We start from the raw sequence: 25,810 nt of genomic DNA, 5'->3' as shown, positions 1-25,810 counted from the left end.
AGTTTTATTGTTATTTATGGTTTGAGGGATGTTCTAAGAAGCCGCTGCGAATTAGGTATGAAAGGTAGGTACTTAACAATTGTTGATCCAGTGGTGGACAAATAATTGTAGTTTCTGCTAATCCAGTGAGGGTGTTTTGCATATCAATTTGCTGGGTTGCGGAATCTTCAATACTGGTGTTTTGAGATTCTTTATTAGCCATTGTTGCAACTAGGGGAGACAAGGGATTATCAGGCGATCGCTCGACTTCTTTCAGTAGTTTTGAACGCCATTGTAGGTAGTCAATTTGTTTAAGTGAATAGCCAAAGGAGACGATTGAGTTAACTACTTCTCTCCAAGGTAAAGGTTGAGGATTGATCAGGTGAAAAACTTGGCCTAATGAGGCTTCTTGTTGAGATAAATAAACGATCGCTTGACTGGCATAATCTACAGGGGTTAGGTTAACCATCGTGTCATCCTTGGGGACGCTACCGAGTTGGATACAGCCGCGAATCATTCTAAAGGTATGGTCATCGATATTGCAAACGCCTGTTTTACTATCTCCAGAAATCCGTCCTGGCCGATATATAGATATGGGGATTCCGCGATCGCCTGCTATGGTGATTAATTTTTCTGCTACCCATTTACTTTGGGTATAGCCACTACTTATTTTTGCACTGTGATTAATCGGTATCTCTTCTCGGATGATTTCTACACCGGAGTCAGCAGCACCAACAACGCCAATGGTAGAAATAAAATGTACTGGCTTAACTTTAATTTGCGCCGCTAATCTTAAAATTTCTTGAGTTCCCAAGACATTTGCAGCTTTAAGTTGGGAATAAGGATAAGTGAAATTGACGAATGCACCGTTATGATAAATGATATCAATTTGAGCAGCGATCGCTGCAAATTTATCGGCTGAAACTCCTAAAAGTGGTTGAGCTAAATCTCCTATTAAGGGAATAACACGTTGATTAAAACTTTCATCCCACAATAAATAAGATTTTAAATGATTTTGCAGTCGTTCTGTAGCAATATCAGTTGTTTTCGCCCGAATCAAACAGTAGATATCTGCTGTAGTTTTTTGTAGGAGTTCGTAAAGTAAAAAAGCTCCCAAAAAACCTGTCGCACCTGTTAATAAAATAGCAGCAGGTGGGGTTTGTTTATATATATATTTAGTTGCAGGAACAATTGTTGGGTCTAAAACAGCCTCGGAATCAAGATTGATATCTGAAGTAGCTATTTGTGGGTTGTCTATTTGTGCGGCTAAATCAGCAATAGTAGGTGCATCAAATAAAATTTTTAAAGGAAGTTCTATACTGAGGGCTTTTCGGATTTTTGCCAGTAGTTGAGTAATAAGTAAGGAATGTCCACCCAACTCAAAGAAATTATCATAAATTCCTACTTGTTCTAAACCTAGGATTTCTGACCAAATTTCCGCTAGTTGTTTTTCTAAGCCTGTACGCGGTGCTACATAAAGTTGTTCTAGTTCAGGACGATTTTGTTCGGGAGTTGGTAATGCTTGATAGTCAATTTTACCGTTAGTTTTTAGTGGTAACGCTTTGAGTAGTACGAAAGTAGAGGGGATGGCGTATTCTGGCAGTTTATCTAAACAAAAGCTGCGAAGAACACTGGCGATCGCCTGATAATTATGATTGTTCAGACGAAACTGAGGTCTAATAACTATATATGCTACTAAACGTTTGTTATCTAGTGTTTCTTCTGTAGCTGTAACTACCACTTCTTGCACACCTAAATCTTGTTTAAGTATTGTTTCAATTTCCTCTAATTCGATACGAAAACCTCTGATTTTTACCTGACGATCGATTCGTCCCAGAAATTCCAAATTACCATCACTTAAATAGCGTACCTGATCTCCTGTTTTATATAAACGTGCTTGAGAATCAGATACAAAGGGATTTTGAATAAATCTTGTGGCTGTAAGTTCTGGTTGATTTAAATAACCTCTGGCTAACCCCGCACCACCGATATACAACTCACCCGGTACACCTATTGGTACGAGTTGCAATTGTCCGTCTAGGACATAAACCTGAGTATTAGCTAAAGGTTGTCCCAAGGGAACAGTTGATGATAATTGTTGTGTTTGTTGAGTGATAGGATAAGTCAACACTCCTACAGTTGTTTCACTAGGACCATAATGATTAAAAATCTGACATTCACCTGCTAGTTTTTGGAGTTGGTTTATTAGTTGCCAACTGCTGGCTTCACCACCCAAAATTAAACTCTTGCGGGGTATGATTGACGAGGTTGGAGATGCAGCCAAAAGAGCAGTGAAATGAGAGGGAACTATTTTGAGATAGTCTATCGGATGGCGCTGGAAATAGTCAGCGAGTGCTTGAGGATCAGATGCTGTTTCTTGAGGAATGATATGCAGACATCCACCTGTACACAATGCGGGAAAGATGACTGTATTGCCTAAATCTGCTGCAAAAGTGGAAACTGTAGCAAAGCTAGCACCTTTCGCAAAGTCTAATCTGTCTATGATTGCGTAAATATAGTTAACAAGTTGACAATGTACGATCGCAACTGCTTTTGGTTGACCTGTAGAACCAGAAGTATAGATGGCATATACTAAGTTGTTCGGCTGTACCTTACTTAAACAATCTTCTGGATTTTCTGAGTTAATTAGTTCCCAGTCTGTATCTAGACAAATTATTTGTGTAGTGTCGGCGGGAATTTTACTAACTAGCGATCGCTGTGTTAAAAGGACAGATACACCAGCATCTTGTAAACGATAAGCTAAGGCTGCTGCTGGTAGTGCTGGATCTAGGGGTAGGTAAGCACCTCCAGCTTTGAGGATAGCAAGTAGGGAAACGATCATATCAAGCGAACGCTCCATGTATATCCCCACTAATACTTCTGGTTGAACTCCTAGTTTTTGGAGATAATGTGCTAATTGATTAGAGCGAGAATTTAGTTGAGCGTAAGTTAATTTTTGGTCTTCAAATACAACAGCAATACTGTCAGGTGTACGTAATACTTGCTCTACAAATAGTTGCTGAAAACATTTATTTTGAGGAAAGTCGGCTTGGGTATTATTAAATGCGATTAACAATTGCTGGCGCTCGTTCTCATTTAATATCTCTAAATGAGCAATTCGAGTGTCAGGAGCATCAACAGCACTTTCTAGTAAAGTCTGAAAATTTCCGGCTAAAAGTTCGATAACTTCCGCACTAAATAAATTAACATCATAGTCGAAGGTAGCTGTTAAATAATCTATTTTCTGGTAGCAGGAAAGTTTGATTTTAAATCGATCTGTGCAGGCGAACTCTTTATCAATTGAAAAGCAAACTTCTTCAGCATAATACTTTGCTGTTTCTGCTTGAAACTCAAAATTAAAAGGTAGGTAAGCAGAATCAATATCAGTATCTGTAAATTCCGTGAAATTCTCCCAGGCGAAATATTCTTGCCATTCCCTAGCTTCTTGTACTGATTCGCTAACTACTTGCAATACTTCTCTAAATACTAAGTTATTTTCTAATTTTAACGATATTGGTAAATATTTGGTAATAAGTCCGACGACTGTCTCCAACTCCTCATATTTACGTCCATCCGCAGCGATACCAATAACAATATTTGATTTTTTAGCCAATCTCCATAATAAAATCTGCCAACAGCTAAGTAAGAAGTCAGAAATTGAAGATTGATGTTTTTCAACTATAGCGGCTATTTTAGCTAACAACTTAGACTCAATTTTGCACTCATAAGAGCCGATATTAAAAGTAGCAGAGTTAGCTATCAGCTTCTTCTCAAAAGGTAGTGATAATTTTGGTAATGCAGACAGATTATATTTGTCCCAATATTGTTTGCCAACCTCTGCATCTGCATCTTCTAGTAATTCATTCTGCCATTCAGAAAATTGCAAGTATTGTACGACTTCTTCGTTGTTTAGCCCTATACCTTGCAAGTAAGTACTATAACACTGACTAATTTCTTGTACTAAATTTTTGATTGACCATCTATCAGCACAAATTGCAGGTAGATTTAGCAGTAAAATAGACTTATTTACCGACAACTTAATTAACACAGCACGCAACAGCGCACCTTGCTCAAAATGCCAAGAGATTAACCTTTCTTGTTGGTACAAAGATTCGACTTGATTTAATTGTTCTGGATAGGCGCGATCGCTTAAATCAATTTCTTGCCAAAAGAGTAATCCTTGAGCATTTATTTTCTGTATCGGAGTTTTTATTCCAGGTGGTTTGATAAAATTAGTCCGGAGAATTTCTTGACGATTAACGACTTGTTCTAAAGCTAATTTTAGGACATCTATTTTCAAACTGCCTTCTACGGAGATAGCAGCTTGAACGCGATAAGCAAAGCTATCTTTTTGTAAACACCAGACACGTTTTTGTTGCGGTGAAAGTCGAAAACCGTTAATAACATTCTCTAAAATCTGCATTTATTTAACTCCTTTAACTTCTATATTTTTACCATTCACGATTTCGCCCATTGCTACGACAATCTTGCGTTTTCCTACATAGGGATTACGCGCGTGTGCAGCCAGCATATTGTCAAGCATTAAAACATCTCCTTTTTGCCAAGGGAAAATAATTTCAGCTTGTTTATAAACAGCAGTAACTTCATCAATTACTGATTGCTCAATTGGTGCGCCATCACCGTAATAAACATTTCGGGGTAGGTTTTCTTCATCGAATAACGATAAGAGAGACTCACGGACTGATGTATCTAGATAAGCGATATGATGTAATTGAATTTGGTTAAAAAATACCCATTCACCTGTTTTGGGATGTTTAGCGATCGCTTGCCGAATTTCTTTAGTTTTTAAACCGTCTTCTGCTTGCCATTCCCACTCAATTCCATTTTGATTGCAGAATCTTTCAACTGCTGATTTATCAGTGGTATGAAAAAAGTTTTGCCAACTTACATCTAGTCCATCTGTGTAGTTACGGACATACATTAATCCCTTTGTGGCAAATTTTTCTCTGATTTGAGCATCTAACAATTGATAAACCTTGCGACAATCAACAATTGGAGTTTCTCCCCTTGCTTGTGCTGGTTGTACACAGTAAAACCAAATTTTCATTGGCCATCTGTGCATGTGGGAACTTTCATTGTGGAATAAAATAGCTTTATCTGCTGGATAAGGTGTAGAGCCGTAGACTTTGCCACCTAATCCTTCCCGTGGTAAATCACCATATTCACCAAATAATTCTGGACAAATAGCTTGAGCAAAGTTTTCAAAATCCGTTACTGAATTGGTATTAAAGCCTCTAAAGAGGATAGCACCATGTTTCAATAAATTAGTTTCGAGAAATTCTCGATTGCTTTTAGCCCAATCAATGACATCCAAGCCAGAGACATTAGGTTGACAAACAAAGGGTAAAGTTTGTCCTGGCTGAAGATAACCAGTTTTAACTAATTGTTCTTGAGTCAAGCTAATAGCTTTAGGCTTGACCATTTTGAATTTTTGCAAGTTAACCGACTGACGTTTTGTTTTTCCGCTGATTTGTTGTTTTATTTCGTCTGGAGTTAGCATTTCTAAAGAACTAATCTTGGTATCTGGCTGCGCCACAATGCTAGTAAGGAGGGTTTGTAAATGACTTGATAGACGAGCGATCGCTGTTTCGTCAAATAAATCTGTTTTGTATCTCCAGTTAAATGAAATTTTCTGTTCTGTTTCTACCGCAAATAAAGCTAAATCAAACTTTGAATTTCCATCTTCAGTTTCCAGAGGATGTAATTTCAAATCAGTAAGTTCAATTTCTCGTGCAGGTGTATTTTGCAAAACAAACAGAACTTGAAATAGAGGCGTTTGTTGTAAATCCCTCTCAGTCTTTAACTCTTCCACCAATTTATCAAAAGGCAAATCTTGATGAGCATAAGCTTGTAATGTGACTTCACGCACTCGCTGTAATAACTCCCGAAAACTGGGATTACCGCGCATATCTGTACGTAAAACTAACAAATTAATAAAGAAACCAATTAATAATTCAGTTTGGCTCTGAGTACGATTGGCAATATCAGTACCAACTACAATATCATCTAGATTGGTGTAGCGGTAAAGTAAAATTTGCAAACCTGCCAGTAAAGTCATAAATAAAGTTGCATTTTCCTGGCGGCTCAATTCGAGAATCTGTTGTGATAAATTTCCAGATAGTTCAAAACTGTAACTAGCACCTTTATAACTCGGAACAGGGAGGTGCGAACGCTGAATAGGTAAGTTTAATGTTGGTAAATTTCCACCTAATAATTGTTGTTTCCAATAGGCTAATTGAGATTCTAAAACTTCTCCTTGTAAGCATTGTCTTTGCCACACTGCAAAATCAGCATATTGTATTGGTAAAGGTGGTAGTGGGTTAGGTTTGCCAGTACAGAAAGCCTCATACAAAGTTGCTAGTTCTTGAACTAAAATCCCCATTGACCAACCATCAGAAATAATGTGGTGCATTGTCAATAGCAATATGTGTTCTGTCTGATGCAGTCGCAGCAGCTTGACTCGTAGTAAAAAACCAGAAGCGAGATCAAAAGGCTTTAATTCTTCTTCTGTAGCCAAATTCTGCACTTGGGTGGCTTGTTCTGATGGTTCTAGTGCTTGCAAGTCTACAATCGGTAATGACAAATCTAAATTTGGAACAATAACTTGAATTGGTTGTCCTTCTACAGCAACAAAGCTAGTTCGCAAAATTTCGTGTCTTTGCACAACCTCATTAAAGCTATTTTTTAGTGCAGCTATATCTAGCAAACCAGTGAGGCGAACAGGTGCAGAAACGTTGTATAGGGAACTATCCGGTACTAGCTGGCTAAGAAACCACAAGCGTTGTTGAGCGAAAGAGAGGGGTAAGTCTCCATTTCGTGAAACAGGTTGAATTGGGGGATATTCAATAATATTTACTGATTGTAACTTGGTTTGGATGCTTTCGGCTAACCCAGCAACAGTAGGGCTAGTAAATAAACAACTCAACGGCAGTTCCACATTGAAAGCGTCTCGCACCCGTGATATCACTTGAGTAGCCAGCAGTGAGTGTCCACCTAGATTGAAGAAGTTATCATGAACACCTATCTGCTGCACAACTAAAACTTCAGACCAAATTGATACCAGTTTTTCTTCGATGGGATTGCGTGCAACCACATAATCTGCTTCTAACTCCAGTCGTGTCTCATCGGGAGAGGGAAGCGATCGCCTATCGATCTTACCATTTACTGTTAGTGGCCAAGCATCAACTAACACAAATGCTGAAGGCAACATATACTCAGGCAACTTTGCCTGGAGATATTGGCGCACTTCTGGTACAAGCTGGCGAGCAATTTTTCCCGAATTTGGAATCACATAAGATATCAATCGATTATCTTTGCTGATAACTAAGGCATCTTCTACAGACTCATGTTGTCTGAGACTCGCTTCTATTTCTCCTAACTCAATGCGGAAGCCACGAATTTTAACTTGGTGGTCAATCCTTCCCAAGTATTCAATTTCTCCATTGGGTAAATAACGGGCTAAATCACCTGTTTTGTAAACCTTTGTTGAGTTGTTAGCAAAACAATTATTAATAAAGCGTTCCTCAGTCAATTGGGGACGATTAAGATAGCCTCGCGCCACACCAGCACCACCAACATAAATCTCTCCAGGTACACCAATTGGTACTAGTTGTCTATTTTGGTCTAACAAATAAACCTGTAAGTCGGGAATGGGACGACCAACTAAACTTTTTGTATGCTCAAGATCAGCTTTAGTCAAAGGATAATAGGTAACATGTACGGTAGTCTCTGTAATACCGTACATATTGACTAATTGTGGTACTTGGTCGCCGTGACGGTCAAACCAAGGCTTTACGCTTTGAATTTCCAATGCTTCACCACCAAATATTACCAAACGCAAGGCTAGTGGCTTGGTGTTGTCATTTGCTTCCGCTTCTGCACACATTAACTGCCGAAAAGCAGAGGGAGTCTGATTGAGAACTGTGACTTGCTCTTGAGAGAGTAAGTTATAAAAAGCATCTGGTGAGCGACTAATCCAGTAAGGAACTATTACTAGCCGTCCACCGTAAACAAGCGCACCCCATATTTCCCACACGGAAAAATCAAAAGCATAGGAGTGAAATAATGTCCAAACATCTTGCTGATTAAAGTGAAACCATTGATCAGTTGCCGTAAATAAACGCACAACATTTGCGTGGTTCACCAAAACACCTTTAGGTTTACCTGTGGAGCCGGAAGTATAAATTATGTAAGCTAGGTTATGGGAGTTAACATTGTAGGTAAGATTTTCTGAGCTTAGAGTAGCGATTTTGTTCCAGTCGCTATCTAAGCAAATTACTTGCCCTTGATGAGGGGGAAGTTTCTCAATTAGGTGCTGTTGAGATAATAAAATTGAGGTTTGGGAATCTTCCAACATAAAAGCCAAGCGTTCTTGGGGATAAGTCGGATCTAAGGGAACATAGGCACCACCAGCTTTGAGAATACCCAAAATCCCAATTAACATTTCAAGCGATCGTTCTACACAAATTCCCACTAAACTATCTGCTTCTACTCCCAAGGAACGCAAATAAAACGCTAGTTGGTTTGCTTTTGCATTGAGTTCACTGTATGTCAACTGCTGGTTTTCAAAGACCACTGCTACTGCATGAGGTGTCTGTTCTACTTGGGCTTCAAACCATTGATGAAGACACTTTTCTAAAGGATACTCGACCTGAGTATCATTCCACTCTACAAGCAGTTGATGTTGTTCCGTCTCTGTTAATAGTGGCAACTCAGACAGCTTGGCTTGAGGATTAGCAACAATACCAGCAAGCAAGGTTTGGAAATTTTCTATCATCCGCGCAATTGTGGTTGCATCAAATAATTCGGTACTATATTCCAAACTTGCGCTAATTTCCCCATCAATTTCTTCTGATAAGGACAGATGTAAATCAAATGCTGCTGTTTGATTTTCGTATTCCACCATACTTAAAGTTAAATCAGGTAAATCGAGCACTTCCATAGGTGTATTCTGGAGTTGAAAAACAACCTGAAATAGCGGATTGTAGCTTAAGTTCCGCCCTGGTTGAAGTTCTTCGACTACTTTTTCAAAAGGAAAATCTTGATGATCATAAGCTCCTAATGTTACGTCACGCACTCTCACCAACAACTCTCGAAAAGTCAGATTGTTACTGAGATGATTCCGCAACACTAAAGAGTTGATAAAAAAACCAATGAGTTTCTCAATTTCGGCTCGGTTACGGTTGGCGATTGGTGAACCTACGCAGATATCCTCTTGACCAGTGTAGCGGTGCAATAAAACTTTAAAAGCTGCCAGCAAAGTCATAAACAAAGTTACTCCTTCACTGCGACTTAAGGAATTTAACGCCTCAGTTAAATCCTTTGATAAGACAAACAATTGAGTCGCACCTTGCAAACTAGAAATTGCTGGTCGTGGTCGGTCAGTAGGTAGACGCAGTATTGGAGGATTGGCTAGTTGCTGCTTCCAGTAAGCTAGTTGCTTGTCCCATATCTGGCCTTGTAGCCACTGTCTTTGCCAAACTGCAAAGTCAGGGTATTGAATGGGCAATTCTGGGAGAGGAGATACCTTACTATGACAAAAAGCTGGATAGAGTACGGCTACTTCCTCTACTAGCACTCCCATTGACCAAATATCAGAAACGATGTGGTGCATAGTAAATACCATCACGTATTCTGTTTGATTTAACTGCAATAGCTTCACCCGCAGTAACGGGCCCCGCAGCAAATCAAAAGAAGTTATAGATTCTTCAATAATTATTTTTTGTAATTCTTGCTCTTGAGTTGCCGATGGTACTTCACACAAATCAACTATTGATAGTTTTAAGCTTAAAGATGAAGCAATTACTTGAATCGGTTTTCCTTCTACGGCAGTCAAAGTAGTTCTTAGAGCTTCATGCCGTCTAATAATTTCGTTGATGCTTTGTTCTAGTGCCGCTATATTTAGCTTACCTTGCAAACGCACAGCATTAGTAATGTTATAAAAAACATTACCTGGTTGTAGCTGCTCGATAAACCACAGCCTCTCTTGGGCAAAAGATAAGGGAAAAGAGTTAGACTCTCGAGTTTGAGCAGTAATAATGGTGGGTACAACTTTCTCTGTTTGCTGGTTCAGCCGTTGCATCAGCAGTTCGCGCTTTTCAGGAGAAAGGGCAGCAATTCGTTTAGTAAGGTCTGTCATAATTTTCGTTCTCCCTGATTAAATATTGTCTGCACTAAACACAGATGAAATTTCGTCTGCCTCTAACTCTGCTAACATCTCGGCTAGCATTGTCTCATCTGTTTGTTGCGCTAATGTTTGGGCTACCACGATCGCTAAATCAGCAACAGTAGGCGCATCAAAAAACTGACGCAAAGGCAACTCTACTTGCAAAGTTTGACGTAACCGAGAAATTACTTGTGTGGCTAGTAGGGAATGTCCTCCCAACTCAAAGAAACCGTCATGAATACCCACTTGCTCAACACCGAGAATTTCTGACCAAATTTGGGCGATCGCTTCTTCTACAGGAGTCCGAGGTGCGACAAAATTAGCTGATAAATCAGATTTAATTGTCTCTGGTGCAGGTAGTGCTTTGATGTCTACTTTACCGTTCGGAAGATGCGGTAAAGAATCTAACTGCACAAATGCTGATGGCACCATGTAATTAGGTAGTTTTTCTTCCAGAAAATGGCGTAGCTCACTAGTAGTGGGTGAGTATCCCTGTTGCGGTACTATGTAAGCTACTAAACGCTTGTTCCCTGGTTCATCTTCTCTGGCAATGACTATGAGCGATCGCACTTGTGAATTTTGACTTAGTACTGCCTCAATCTCACTTAATTCAATCCGAAAACCTCGGATTTTCACTTGCTGATCAATTCTTCCTAGAAACTCAATATTACCGTCTGGAAGATAGCGTGCTAAATCCCCAGTTTTGTACAGGCGAACGCCCTCTTGATGGCTAAATGGGTTTAGGATAAATTTTTCCGCAGTCAAATCAGGGCGATTGAGGTAGCCTGATGCTAAACCCTCGCCACTAATATACAGTTCTCCAGGTACACCCAAAGGAACTGGATGCAAATGCGAATCTAGTAAATAGATTTGCGTGTTGGCGATCGGGCGGCCGATAGATATTTGCGTTCCTAGTTCTGGCACACGACAAGGATATACGCTGCTCCAAACTGTTCCTTCAGTTGGGCCATACTCGTTGAACAAAGATGTATTTGGCAGTAACTCCAAATGGCGCGTCACCAATGTTTTCGGACAAGGTTCACCCGCTACGATAATGGTGCGAAGTGATGCCAAATTTTCTGGTTGTGCCTGTTCTAAAAGTAGGGCATAGAGTGAAGGCAGGCTTAATGTATGTGATATGCGATTTTGGGCAATTAGTTTACTTAGTTCTGGTAAATCCAGTTCTCCACCTTCTTGAGGAAAGAACAGCGTTCCTCCTTGACACAAAGTCCAAAAAATTCCTGCGACTGAACTATCGAAAGCAAAAGACGAGAGCAATAAGAAACTAGTTAAGGGTTCTTGGTAGTAATTAATCCGAGCAATCGTTGAGTGAACTAGATTGCGATGCGTAATTTTTACTCCTTTAGGTTTGCCTGTAGAACCAGAGGTATAAATAACATAAACTAAATTTTCAGATGTTACTTTAGTAACAAAATTCGCTGCGTTTTGTTGGGTAATAGTTTCCCATTCTGTGTCTAGACAGATTGTTTTTGCTTTGTGTACAGGCAAATTTTCTACTAGGTGTTGCTGCGTCAGCAAAACAGGTGTTTGAGTATCTGACAATAAGAATGCCAGCCGTTCTTTGGGATATTTTGGATCTATTGGTAGATATGCTCCACCAGCTTTGAGGATACCAAGAATGCCAACAATCATATCGAGCGATCGCTCAACGCAAATCCCCACCAAAACCTCTGGTTTTACACCTAATTGTCTAAGGTAATGGGCTAGTTGATTAGCACGGGTATTTAATTCACTATAAGTTAATTTCTTATCGTTCAAAGTAACAGCTATTTTGTTTGGTGTTTTTTCTACTTGCTCCTCAAATAGCTGGTGAATGCACTTGTTTTTTGGGTAATCTACCTGCGTGTTGTTAAATTCAATTAATAGTTGCTGTAACTCAACGGAATTAAGTATTTCTAACTCCCTAATTGTTGCTGAGGGTTGGTTGAGTGTGCTATTTAACAACGTCTCAAATTTTCCTGCCAAGCTTTTAATATTCTCTGCCGAAAATAAGTGAGAATCATAATAAAAATCGACAATCAGCGCCTCATTTTGATACCAACAGGAACATTTGACTTTGAACGTGTCAGTGCAAACATATTGTTTATAAATTGAGAACGAAACATCAGCAGTAGAATAGCTAGCAGGCTGTAACTCAAATTCAAAACAAAAAGGAAAAAAGTCAGCAATATTATTATTGATATTTGTGCTTTTAATTAGTTCCCAATTAAAACTATCCTGCCATTCATAAATTTCTGGTATAGATTTATTATTCTGATTTAATATATCTTTGAGGTGGCTGCTTTCTGATAAATGACAATGTAGGGGTAAATATTTTGTCAATAGTCCTAAAGCACTACTTAACTCCTCATATTGACGACCATCGCCTGCCGTACCAATAACAATATCTAGCTGTCCAGTCAAACGCATTAGCAATATTTGCCAACAAGTTAGTAAAAATATATCTACAGAAGTATTATATTCTTGCGCCAATGCTACTATTTTTTCTGCAATTTCGGGATTGATTGTTACAGAAAAAATTTGCGGTTGAAAATCTGAGTTGACTTCTTGCTGATTCTCTAATGGTAGATGCAAATTCAAAAACTGAAAAATATCTTGCTTGCGCCAATATTCTCTTCCTATTTTTGTATCTTCTGCCTCAAGTAATTCATTTTGCCATTCAGCAATATCAGCATATTGAATTGATTCATCAGATAATTCTTCACCAGTCAAGCAAAGTTCATAATAATTGCTAATTTTACGCACTAAGTTTCTCAGTGTTGCCGAATCAGCACAAAGTGCGGGCAAACTAATTATAAGTACATATTTTTGAGGCGATAGAGTGAATAAAGATGCGTAAACAACAGAGTTCTGCTCAAAATTGAAAGGGAGCTGGAGCATTTGAGCAAAACTTTTTTCAATTTCTGTCTCTTGCTGGGAAAAAGTATAATCACTCAAATTACATTCATCTTTCCAGAAGATGCTGCTGTCTGTTATTACCTGGACAGGAAGATCCATACCTGGCAAGCATTTAAAATTAGTGCGAAGAATTTCCTGTCGATTGACGATATCTTGGACAGCTTGTTTGAGGATAGCTGGGTTGACGTTGCCCTCTATAAGGACAGCACATTGAGAGCGATAAGTCCGTTGATTATTATTTGTTCGCTGTAACATCCACAGATTTTTTTGCTGTGGCGAAAGTCGTACTCCTTCTAAAATTTCTGTTTGCATTTTTCTATCCTTCTCTGTTGATAAATAAAGTTAGGTGGTTTTTGTTATTGTTATTAACTATTACTAATGAGCTTAAATTTAGATTTAGCTGTTAATTAACAAAAATAGTAATATTATCGATTGCTAAACGGTTCTGCCATGCCTACTAAAACTTGCCGTTGTCCTATAAATGGCTCCCTTCCGTGTGCTATTGACATATTATCTAGCATTAATATATCCCCTGCTTGCCAAGGAAAAGAGACCTTTTCTTGGTAATATGCATCTCGCAATTCATCTAATACTGAAGCTTCAATTGGGTAACCATCACCATAATAGGTGTTATTTGGTAAATCTTTTTCTTTGAATGTTAGTAATGCTTCTTTTATTTTAGTTTCTAGGGTTGAAATATGAAAAAAGGTGGCATGATTGAACCATACAAATTCGCCTGTTTGGGTATGTTTGGCTATGGCTTGACGACAGAAACGAGTTCGGAGCCGCTCGCCATCTTTCCACTCAAATTCAATATCATTATTACGACAATATTCTTCTACTTCTGCTTTGTTTGTAGTTTGAAAGACTGTTTGCCAAGGAAGTCCCAATCCATCGTTGTAGTTGCGAACGTACAACACTTTCTTTTCGATAAAACGCTCTCTCACTTTTGGATCTATGCGTGCAAAAATCTTGCGACAATCAGCAATGGGTGTTTCCCCTCCTTGTTGAGAAGCTTGAAGACAGCAAAAGTATATTTTTAGAGGCCAGCGCAACCAATATGTACCTTCGTTATGTAAAAAGATACTATGCTCCGCAGGGTAATCAGTAGAAGTGTATATTTTATCACTAATTACGTGACGAGGTGAGGAGCGATCGCGGTATTCTAGTAACTCCCCGTTAGAAGTTGCTTGGATGAACTCGTTGAATTGGTTGGCTGTAGAGACACCGAAGTTTCTAAAAAGTAAGGCTCTATGCTCTAACAAAAGCTTGGCGATCATTTCTCGATTGTTATTCGCCCAGCTAAAAAGATTCACTCCTTCGACAACAGGTTGAACTAAGACAGGAATATTTTTCCCAGGAAGTAACGGCTTAATTTCTACTAATTCGGCTGGGGACACCTTAATAGTTTTTCTTTTGATGTTTCCCAGATTGCCTATACTTTGCTTTTTTTGTGAGCCAAGATTGTTCATAGTATTTATTGACGATGAGATTTTTGCTTAATTTGACCTAGTTTCTGACGAATTGTATTTTTATATGCTTGTTCTCTAACGAGTTCTTTTTCTTGGTTTGATTCATTGAGTTTTGCAACTAATTGGTTAAGTTGGATTTCTGGTTGCGTAACTACACATCGCAAAATCATTTCTAATGCTTCTATCATGCATCCTATAGTGCTGGATTCAAATAAATCAGTTTTATACTCAAAGCAAGCACTAATACCTTCAGGTTCTTCTGAAAGTATTAGTGCTAAATCAAACGGTGAACTCTGCTTGTTAATTTCAAATGGGCTAAGGGTGAGATCGGGTAAATACAAAGTGAGTTTTTGAATATCTGGTGTGGCTATATTCTGAAAAGCAAACCATACTTGAAACAGTGGATTATAATTCAAGTCTCTCTTTATTTGCAATTCTGCGACTAACTTTTCAAAGGGCAAATCCTGATGAGCATAAGCTCCTAAATTTACTTCGCGTGTCCGTCTTAGCAATTCACTAAAACTGGGATTTCTTGAAAGGTCTGTCCGCAGAGCTAAACTATTAACAAAAAAGCCAATTAATCCTTCAATTTCACTGCGGTTGCGGTTAGCAATAGGCGAACCTACAACAATATCCTCTTGCTTGGTGTAATAGTGCAGCAAAACGTTGAACGTTGTTAGCAAGGTCATAGAGAGGGTTACATCCTCTCGCTTGCTAAGTAATCTCAGTGCATCGCTGAGGTCTTTGGGTAGGTGAAATGATTGGGTTGTGCCAGTATAAGTTGGCTGTAAAGGTCGAGGTTTATCTGTGGGTAATTCTAGCTTTGTTGGTGCGTCTTTGAGTTGCTGTTTCCAGTAATTTAGTTGAGTTTCTAGCACCTTTCCTTGCATCCATTCTCTTTGCCAAACAGCAAAATCTGCATACTGAATTGGCAAGTCTGGGAGTGTCAGCGATTTGTTTTGGCTAAAAGCTGCGTAAAAGTCTGCTAGTTCTTGAATGAGTATTGTCATTGACCACAAATCGGAGATAATGTGGTGCATTGTTAGCAGAAATACATACTCTGTTTCGTCTAGTTGGAGTAGGGTGGCTCGTATTAGTGGCCCTTGAGCTAGGTTGAACAGGTGTTGTGCCTCTTCGAGTGCAATGCGCTGTGCTTCAGCTTCTCGTTGTTGGGGGGATCGCTCATTTACTCTTAAGTCTACTATCGGTATACTAATCTCCGTAATCGGTTGAATTTTCTGGACTGGTTGCCCTTCGACTGTAACGAAAACTGTGCGTAAGATTTCGTGACGACTTACGATCGCATTTAGGCTTTGCTCTAAGGCTGTGATGTTGAGTGAACCGCTCAAACGCACAGATATAGGATCATTATAGGTATTATTTCCTGGGTCTAATTGATCGAGTAACCATAATCTTTGTTGAGCAAAAGATAAAGCTAAGTTTTCACTTCTATTAACAGGTTTGATTGGTGGAGCTTCTAATTTTTCCCCAGTTCTGATTTTAGTTTCGATTCTTTGGGCGCATTCTGCTATAGTTGGCGACTCAAACAAATAACTTAGCGGTATCTCTATTCTAAAAGTGTCCCGCAGGCGAGATATTAGCTGAGTTGCTAACAGTGAATGTCCGCCTAAATCAAAAAAGTTATCATCAATGCCAAAGCCATTTACACCAAGTACTTCTGTCCAGATTCCTGCTAGTACCTCCTCAATTGGAGTACGAGGTGCAACATAAGTTTCCGCAGTTGTAATTACAGCAGACTCAGGAACTGGCAGCGCGCGTCGATCTACCTTGCCATTAGGAGTCAACGGCAGTGTCTCCAGTTCCACAAAAGCTGAGGGAATCATATAATCTGGTAAGTGCTGTTTGAGAAAACTACGCAGTTGATTTGCTGCGAGTGTTTGCGATCGCTCAAGTACCAAATAGGCAACTAGACGTTTTTGCCCTGGTATGTCTTCTCGGTCAATGGCTACAGTTTTTGTTACACTTGGGTGTTGGTTGATGACGGCTTCAATTTCTCCCAACTCAATGCGGAAACCGCGAAGTTTGACCTGATGGTCAATGCGACCGATATATTCAATCTCGCCACTAGGTAAATAGCGTGCCAAGTCACTCGTTTTGTAAAGACGTGCCCCCCATTTGTCGCTGAAAGGATTGGGGATAAATTTTTGTGCAGTCAGTTCTGGACGGTTGAGATAGCCTCGTGCAAGTCCTGCCCCACCTATATGAAGTTCACCTGGTACACCAACAGGAACTAACTGAGTGTGTTGGTCGAGAATATAAAATTGTGTGTTAGCAATCGGGTGGCTAATTGGTACGGTGTTACTATCAGTTTTGACTAGACAGGCTGACGACCAAATAGTAGTTTCTGTCGGGCCGTACATATTCCACACAGATCCACACTTATCAACTAACTGATTTGCCAGCTGTCTAGGTAAAGCTTCGCCACCACAGAGAATTTTCAATGAATGATTACCCTGCCAATTAGCTGCCATAAGTAACTGCCAAGTAGCTGGTGTAGCTTGTATAACTGTAGCTTTTGAATCACTGATCTTTGCTGATAGCTGCATTGCGTCTGAGGCAATTTCCCGGCTAGCGATCACCAAGCGACCACCCACTATGATAGGGAGAAAAAGTTCTAATGCGGCAATATCAAAGGATATGGTAGTGACGGCTAGCAAAGTATCTTGCTCGGTCAACCCTGGTGTTTTCCGCATAGCTTGCAAGAAGTTACTCAAAGCACCGTGAGGAATCTGTACACCCTTGGGCTTGCCTGTAGAACCAGAGGTATAAATGACATAAGCTAGATTCTCAGTAGTTACGCTACAACATAAATTTTCCTGACTTTGTTGGGCAATCAGCGACCAATCCGCATCTAAATAAACAACTTTGCCGTTGTGTTGAGGGATTTCCTGCACAAGATTGGCTTGAGTTACTAATACTGGGGCTTGGGCATCTTCTAAGATAAAAGCTAAACGTTCCGATGGATACGCTGGGTCAAGGGGTATATAAGCACTACCAGCTTTGAGGATGGCTAATAACCCAATTACCACTTCCAGCGATCGCTCGACACAAATTTCCACTAACACCTCTGCACCAACACCCAATTTTTGTAAGTAATGTGCTAGTTGGTTGGCTCGCTGATTGAGTTGGCGATAGGTAAGTTGCTCATTTTCAAATACTACTGCTACTGCATCTGGTGTACGTTCTACCTGTGCTTCAAATAGTTGATGGATGCACTGATCTGAGGAATACTCAACCTGAGTTTGATTCCAGTCTGCTAATAGTTGGCTTTGTTCAGCTGCTGTTAACAGGGATAATTCCGAAAGTCGTTGCTCTGGATTGGCAATGATACTACCTAATAATGTCTGTAAATGCCCTGCCATGCTTTGTATAGTTTGCGGCTCGAATAAGTCGATACTGTACTCTAGAGTGCCTACTAATCCCTCTTCTGTCTCTCTCATATCTAGAGTCAAATCGAACTTCGCAGTACCACTGTCAGTTTCGAGAGTACTTAAAGTCAAACCCGTTAACTCAATCTCTGAGTTTTGTGCATTTTGCAGCACAAACATCACCTGAAATAGAGGTGTATGGCTTAAGTCTCGCTGTGGCTGCATTTTTTCTATTAGAAGTTCAAAAGGCGTATCTTGGTGGGTATAAGCCCCTAAAGCTACTTCTTTGACTCGATGCAGCACCTCTGAAAAACTGGGATTGCCTCCAAGATTAGTTCGCAACACTAGGGTATTGACAAAGAAACCAATTAACCCTTCTATCTGGTTGTAGTTACGATTAGCGATGGGAGAACCTATGACAATATCATTGCTGCCAGTGTAGCGGTGTAGTAATGTCTTAAAAGCTGCCAGCAAGGTCATGAATAACGTGCTTCCCTGTTGCCGACTCAAAGATTTTAGTGCCAGAGATTGGTCTTTTGACAAACAGAAAGAATAGGTGGCACCACGGGAGGATTGAATAGCTGGTCGCGGATAGTCAGTTGGTAACTCTAGGACTGCTGGCGCACCATCTAGCTGTTTTCGCCAGTAAGCAAGCTGGGATTCTAGTACTTCTTTCTCAAGCCATTGTCTCTGCCAAGCGGCGAAGTCTGCATACTGAATTTCAATTTCAAGTAAAGGTGACGGTTGCCTCTGGGAAAAAGCTTGATAAAGTGTTGCTAGTTCACGCACTAGCACATCTATTGACCAACCATCAGAGACAATGTGATGCATGGTCAAGAGTGTCACATATTCCTGTTCACTCAGGCGGAGTAATTTCACTCGTAGCAGAGTGTCAGCCTCAAGGTTAAATGGCTGTTGCGCCTCTGCTAAGGCTAGTTGTCTAACCTGGGTTTCTTGTTGAGCCGGAGGTAATTCGCTCAGGTCAATTACTGATAATAACTGCGGTGTTGCTGGCGAAATAACGGCTATGGCTTGCCCTGCAACTGTCCGAAAATTAGTTCGCAAGACTTCGTGACGGCGGAGAATTTCATTAAAACTCTGTTCTAGTGCTGCGAGATTCAATTGTCCTTCTAAGCGCACAGCCGCAGGAATATTGTAAAAAGGGCTATTTGGCTCTAACTCGCTCAAAAACCATAATCGCTGTTGGGCAAAAGATAGGGGTAATTGTTGCGATCTCGCAATGGGTTTGATGGGCGGTACTTCTAATCTTTTGTCGGCGTTAATCGCTGTTTGAATCTCTTTGGCTAACTCGCTTACTGTTGGCAACTCAAACAAGCGACGTAAAGGTATCTCAACCTCAAATACTTGCCGTATCTGAGACATAACACGAGTTGCAATTAAGGAATGTCCCCCCAAATCAAAGAAGTTATCGTTTACGCCTATCTTTTCTAAACCAAGTACCTGCGCCCAAATTCCAGCTAGCATTTCTTCTACTGGTGTGGAAGGAGCGACAAAATTAGATTCAGATATTAGTTGTGTTAGGTCAGGTGCTGGTAATGCTCGTCTGTCTATCTTGCCATTGGGTGTCAAGGGTAACACCTTTAACACCACAATAGCCGTTGGCACCATATAATTTGGCAGTTTTGATTCTAAAAAGCGACGCAGTTCGGGAATTGCGATTGTCTGCTGTGGCTGGACAGTTATATAAGCTACTAAGCTTTTATTCTCGGTTCCATCTTCTCGAACAATAACCACACTCGCAGATATCGATGGATGTTGGTTGATGACAGCATCAATTTCGCCCAATTCGATGCGGAAACCCCGGATTTTTACCTGATGGTCAATTCGACCAATATATTCTATTTCGCCATTGGGTAAATAGCGAGCTAAGTCCCCCGTTTTATATAAACGCGCAGATGGTTCATCGTTAAAGGGATTGGGAATAAATTTCTCTGCTGTCAAATCTGGACGTTGAAAATAACCTCGTGCCAGTCCCACCCCACCAATACACAACTCGCCTGCTATACCTACAGGAACCAACTGATTGTATTGGTCGAGGATGTAAAGTTGTGTGTTGGCAATTGGACAACTAATTGGTACGGTGTCGTTAACAGTTTCTATCCGGCTAGCGGCTGACCAAATAGTGGTTTCCGTCGGGCCGTACATATTCCAAACAGAACTACAGCGTTCTAATAATTTACTCGCTAAAGGTGCGGATAAAGCTTCTCCACCACAAATAATTTTTAATTGACTGTCTCCATCCCAACCTGCTACCAAAAGTAACTGCCATGTTGCTGGTGTGGCTTGCATGACTGTCGCTTTTGAGTCTTTGATTTTTGCTAACAACTGGTTGCCATCGGAGATAATTTCTTGACTAGCGACTATCAAACAAGCACCAACTATGATGGGTAGAAAAATCTCTAATGCGGCAATATCAAAGGAATAAGTTGTAACTGCTAGTAATTTGTCTTCAGATGTTAAACCTGGGGTTTCGTTCATGGAGTACAAAAAGTTGCTCAGAGCAAGGTGAGGAATTTGTACACCTTTTGGTTTGCCCGTGGAACCAGAAGTATAAATAATATAAGCTAAGTTCTCAGTTGTGAGTTCGGAATATAAATTATTTTGGCTTTGTTGAGCTATCAGATGCCAATCACTATCTAGACAAACTACTTGCCCTTGATGCTGTGGCAATACCTCTACTAATGAGGCTTGAGTTAGTAATACTGGGGCTTGAGTATCTTGTAGTATATATTCTAAGCGTTGTTGGGGATAATTAGGGTCAAGGGGTACATAAGCTCCTCCAGCTTTGAGGATGGCGAGTAACCCAATCACCATTTCCAGAGAACGCTCTACACAAATCCCTACTAATACTTCCGGCTGTACTCCCAGTTTTTGCAGATAGTGGGCGAGTTGATTTACTCTTTGATTTAATTCTCGATAGGTTAATTGCTGATTTTCATAAACAACTGCAACTGCGTCGGGTGTGAGTTCTACCTGTTGCTCAAATAGTTCATGGATACATTTATTCACAGGATAGGCAACTTCTGTGTCGTTCCATTTTTGTAATAATTGATACTCTTCTGGCGCGGTTAATAGTGGTAACTGGGATAAACGCTGCTGTGGATTAGTCACAATTGCTTCTAGCAGCGTTTGTAAATGCCCAGCCATCCGCTTGATTGTGCTTTCTTGGAATAAATCGCTATTGTATTCAAAAGTTCCTATTAACCCTGACTGTGTTTCTGTCATGTCTAGGGTTAAATCAAATTTAGCAGTAATACCATTCCCTTCCAATAAACTCAAAGTCAAATTCGGCAATTCTAAAGCTGACATCGGTGCATTTTGCAGCACAAACATCACTTGAAATAGTGGTGTGTAGCTCAAGTTTCGTTGGGGTTGCAGTTCCTCTACCAACAACTCAAAGGGTAAATCCTGGTATGCATAGGCTGATAGGGCGACTGAACGCACCTGATTTAGTAACTGTTCAAAGGTGGGATTACCAGCTAAGTTAGTCCGCAGTACTAAAGTATTGATAAATAATCCAATAAGCCCTTCAAGCTCTGCTCGATTGCGGCTACCAATTGGCGAACCGATCGCAATATCTTCGCTACCAGTGTAACGGTATAGTAGGGTTTGAAAAGCTGCTAGCAATGTCATAAACAAGGTGGTTCCCTGTTGCTGACTCAAATGATTTAAGGCTACAGATAGCTGCTGGGATAACTCAAAAGTATAGGTTGCACCTCGGAAGCTTTGAACGGGCGGACGGGGGAAATCTGTTGGTAACTCTAATAATTTTGGTACGCCCTCTAACTGCTTTCGCCAATAAGATACCTGCGACTCTAGTCTCTCTCCTTGCAACCATTGTCGTTGCCAAGCTGCAAAATCGACATATTGAATGGGTAATTCAGCTAATGGTGCGGGTTGTTCTTCACGAAAAGCTTGATAAAGGGTGGCAAATTCACGTACTAAAATATCTGTTGACCAAGCATCAGAGGCGATGTGATGCATTGTCAAAAGTAATACGTGTTCTTGTTCGCTCAGGCGCAGTAATTTGACTCGGAGTAAAAAACCATCGTTCAAATCAAAGGGTTGTTGTGCTTCCTCGATTGCTTGTTGTTGAACTTCTAACTCTTGTTGATTTACAGGCAAATTACTAATATCTAATATTGGCAATTGTACTGATGTTGGTGGTAAGATAACCGCCACAGGTTGCCCTTCAATGGTTTGAAAATTAGTTCGTAAAGCTTCGTGACGGCGTAAAATATCATTGAAACTTTGTTGTAAGGCTTCTATATTCAGTTGTCCCTGCAAACGCACAGCACTGGGCATATTATAGGAAGAACTGTGCATTTCTAACTGAGCTAAAAACCAGAATCGCTGTTGAGCAAATGATAAGGGTAAATGTGGCGATCGCTCAATTCGTTCAATCTTTGTTGCTTCAACTCCCAAGTTAGCTTTGGTAGCTTTTTCAATATCTTTAGCTAACCCAGCTATTGTTGGTTTTTCAAAGATGCGACGCAAAGGAAGTTCTATTTGAAAAGCTTGCCGTATTTGGGAAACCAGACGAGTTGCTAGTAAGGAATGTCCTCCCAAATTAAAAAAATTATGATGAATGCCTATATTTTCAATTCCTAATACCTCTGTCCAGATATTTACTAGCATCTCTTCAATTGCTGTTGAAGGAGCAATAAAACCTGATTCAGATAATAGCTGTGTCGCTTCTGGTGCTGGTAATGCCTGCCGATCTAACTTACCATTAGGGTTTATTGGCAAGGCTTCTAGTACCACAAAAGCAGCAGGTATCATGTATTCAGGAAGCTTTTGTTCTAGAACTTCACGTAAATCTAAGGCTAATTGACTCTGTTGATTTTTTGTTAAGGGAGCGGGTAAATCTGCGTTTAAAGGTGCTGATAACTGTTGTTGATTTATTTGATCAACCTGGAAATTCGCAATAAAATATGCAACCAAACGCTGATCGCCAGGAACATCTTCTCTAGCAATAACCACAGCTTCACCCACGTATGGATGTTGCTTAATAACAGCTTCAATTTCTCCTAGTTCGATGCGGTAGCCCCGGAGCTTGATTTGATAATCCAGTCTTCCAAGAAATTCAATATTCCCATCTGCTAAATATTTGGCTTTGTCACCAGTTTTATATAGTCGTTTTTCTCCATTCCAAAGGATAAATTTCTCTTTTGTTAAGTCTGGTCGATTCAGATAACCTTGGGCTAATCCCTCGCCACCGATGTAAAGTTCGCCTGGAATACCAACAGGGACTGGTTGGAGATAGGGGTCTAATATATAAATTTCTGTGTTCGCAAACGGACGACCAATTGGGACTAGTCCATTCTCAGATAAGTTAATTTCTGTAACTTCAAAATATGTACTATCAATAGTAGCTTCTGTGACACCGTAGGAATTAATCAAGCGTGTTTGCTTACCACAAAAACGCTGAAATTCTTGATATTCTTTGACATATAAGGTATCTGAACCAACTACTAGCAAGCTCATGAAGTGAAGATTTTGCTGAGTTCTTTCTAGATACTGAACCAAATTCTTCAACACAACGGGAACAAACTCGGCACTATCAACTTCTTCTGCGAGCATGAGTTGATATAAATTTTCTGCTTCTAAAAGCCATTCACGGGGACATAAGACTAACTTAGCACCACTACACAGAGCGCGAATTACATCCCCTGAAAAGACATCGAATGCAAAATTTGCCATTTGCAAATGACTAGTCAAACAATCAAGTTGATAGGCTTTGTCCCAAGCATAAAATTTATTTACCAAGCTGCGATGAGCGATCGCTACTCCTTTTGATTTGCCTGTAGAACCCGATGTATAAATTACATAGGCTAAATCATCTGGGCTGCTGTGAGTGGCTGGATTTACCTGGCTTTGTTGAGAAATTATCTCCCAGTCTCTATCTAAACAAACTACAGGGACATTCTCAATTGCTAAACTTGATACTAACCTTTGTTGAGTCAGCAACACTGAAACTTGTGAATCACTCAGCATGAAACTCAAGCGTTCTTCAGGATAAGCAGGATCTAAAGGTACATAAGCTCCACCAGCTTTGAGAACTCCCAATAAGGCGACAATCATCTCAACAGAGCGATCAACACAGATACCAACTAGTAAGTTTTGATTTACTCCTAAAGAATGTAAGTAATGTGCTATTTGATTGGCTTTGTTGTTTAATTCTTGATAGGTTAGTCGCTGTTGTTGAAATACTATCGCTACTGCATTTGGTGTTTTGTTTACACAGGTTTCAAACAATTGATGAATGCATTGTTTTTGGGGATATTCAAATTTGTTATTGTTCCACTTCCACAGCAAATCATTTTCTGCGGCTTTTGTAAGCAGAGGTAAGGAAGCAATGTGTTGCTCTGGATTAGCAACAATTCCTGCTAGCAAATTTTGGAAATGTTCTGTTATGCGGGTAATAGTATCTGCATCAAACAAATCGCTACTGTATTCAAATGTACCTATCAGTTCCTCTTCGCGTTCTACCATATCCAGGCTTAAGTCAAACTGAGCCGTTGCTCTCTCAGCCTCTGATATGGTCAAAGTTAGTTCCCCTATTTGCAAAGCTGGCATGGGGCTGTTATTGAGGGCAAACCATACTTGAAAAAGCGGGTTATGGCTGAGGTTGCGTTCTGGCTGAATTTCTTCTACTAACTTCTCAAAAGGTAAATCCTGGTGGGTATAAGCATCTAATGTTACCTCCTTAACTCGTGCCAGTAAATCTAGAAAACTAGGATTACCACTGACATCAGTTCGCAACACTAAAGTATTGACAAAAAAACCGATTAATTTTTCAATTTGAGGAAGATTGCGGTTGGCGATCGCAGTCCCAACAATGATGTCATTTTCTTGACTATAGCGATAAAGCAGGATTTTGAAAGCAGTCAGCAAGCTCATAAATAAAGTAGCTCCTGCTTGCTGACTGAGTATTTTTAGTGCAGTGGTTAAATATTTAGGGATGGTGAAACAATAATTGTTCCCCTTGTAAGATTGAACCGCAGGGCGAGGATAATCTGTTGGGAGTTGTAATACTGGTAGAGCGCCTCCTAATTGTCGCTTCCAGTAATTTTTTTGTGCAGTGAGGGCTGCTCCTTGCAAGTATTCTTGTTGCCAAATAGCAAAGTCTCCATACTGAATTGGTAGTTCAGGTAATGATGTACCCCTTTGGGGAAGCAAGCTATGCGAAGCGTCTCGCAGAGAGGTTTTATCATCACAAAAAGCTTGATATAGTGTTGCTAATTCATGTATCAATACACCTATAGACCAACCATCAGAAACAATATGGTGCATTGTAAATAATAATATATGTTCCTCTGGATTTAGCCGCAGTAACTTCACTCTTAATAACAAGTCACGGCTGATGTCAAAGGGATCTTGTGCTTCTTGAGATGCCAGTTTTTGTACTTCTGCTGCTTGTTGATTTATAGGTAATTCGCTAATATCCAATACTGGTAACAGTAATGACTTTGTGGGATAAATAAATGCTACAGGTTTATCTTCTATAGTTTTAAAATTACATCGCAAAGCTTCATGACGGTTGATAATTTCTTGAAAACTATCTTGCAGAGCCTTAAAATTTAATTTTCCTTTTAGACTAGCTATAGCAGACACATTATAGAAAGGGTTATCTGGCTCTAACTGTGCCAAAAACCATAACCGTTGTTGAGCAAAAGACAAAGGAACAGGATTATGCTGCGAACGACAGGGAATAAATTTTTCTTGATTATCTGACTTGTATTCACCCCGTAAGCGTTTTTCTAAAAGTGCTTGTTTTGCAGGTGATAGCTGAGAACGTTTAATAGAAATGTCATTTTTTTTGTTATTCATAATAATATCTT

The 25,810-nt window shown here is 40.0% G+C and carries 5 protein-coding genes; all 5 read right to left on the bottom strand.

Features of this window, described 5'->3' with window-relative positions:
* Positions 1-10: 10 nt before the first annotated feature.
* Positions 11-4,402, bottom strand: a complete 4,392-nt coding sequence (locus LC608_RS15490; protein WP_229554384.1) for a non-ribosomal peptide synthetase — start codon at positions 4,400-4,402, stop codon at positions 11-13.
* The gene (locus tag LC608_RS15485; protein WP_229554383.1) at positions 4,403-10,138 is read right to left on the bottom strand and encodes a non-ribosomal peptide synthetase; all 5,736 of its coding nucleotides are present in this window, start codon (positions 10,136-10,138) and stop codon (positions 4,403-4,405) included.
* An 18-nt stretch (positions 10,139-10,156) separates the two neighbouring features.
* Positions 10,157-13,396 carry a non-ribosomal peptide synthetase gene (locus LC608_RS15480; protein ID WP_229554382.1) on the bottom strand — a complete coding sequence of 1,080 codons (3,240 nt, stop codon included), beginning with the start codon at positions 13,394-13,396 and terminating at the stop codon, positions 10,157-10,159.
* A gap of 113 nt (positions 13,397-13,509) precedes the next feature.
* Complete coding sequence (locus LC608_RS15475) at positions 13,510-14,556, bottom strand: TauD/TfdA family dioxygenase (protein WP_229554381.1); 1,047 nt, start codon at positions 14,554-14,556, stop codon at positions 13,510-13,512.
* Between the two features lie 5 nt (positions 14,557-14,561).
* Positions 14,562-25,799: a non-ribosomal peptide synthetase gene (locus LC608_RS15470; RefSeq protein ID WP_229554380.1), complete on the bottom strand. Its 11,238-nt coding sequence runs from the start codon at positions 25,797-25,799 to the stop codon at positions 14,562-14,564.
* Positions 25,800-25,810: the final 11 nt, after the last annotated feature.

This window comes from Nostoc sp. XA010, from assembly GCF_020829625.1.
In the GTDB taxonomy this organism is placed as follows: Bacteria; Cyanobacteriota; Cyanobacteriia; order Cyanobacteriales; family Nostocaceae; genus Nostoc.
The sequence above is the reverse complement of the archived record's forward strand: the minus strand, read 5'-3'. Positions and strand labels throughout refer to the sequence as shown.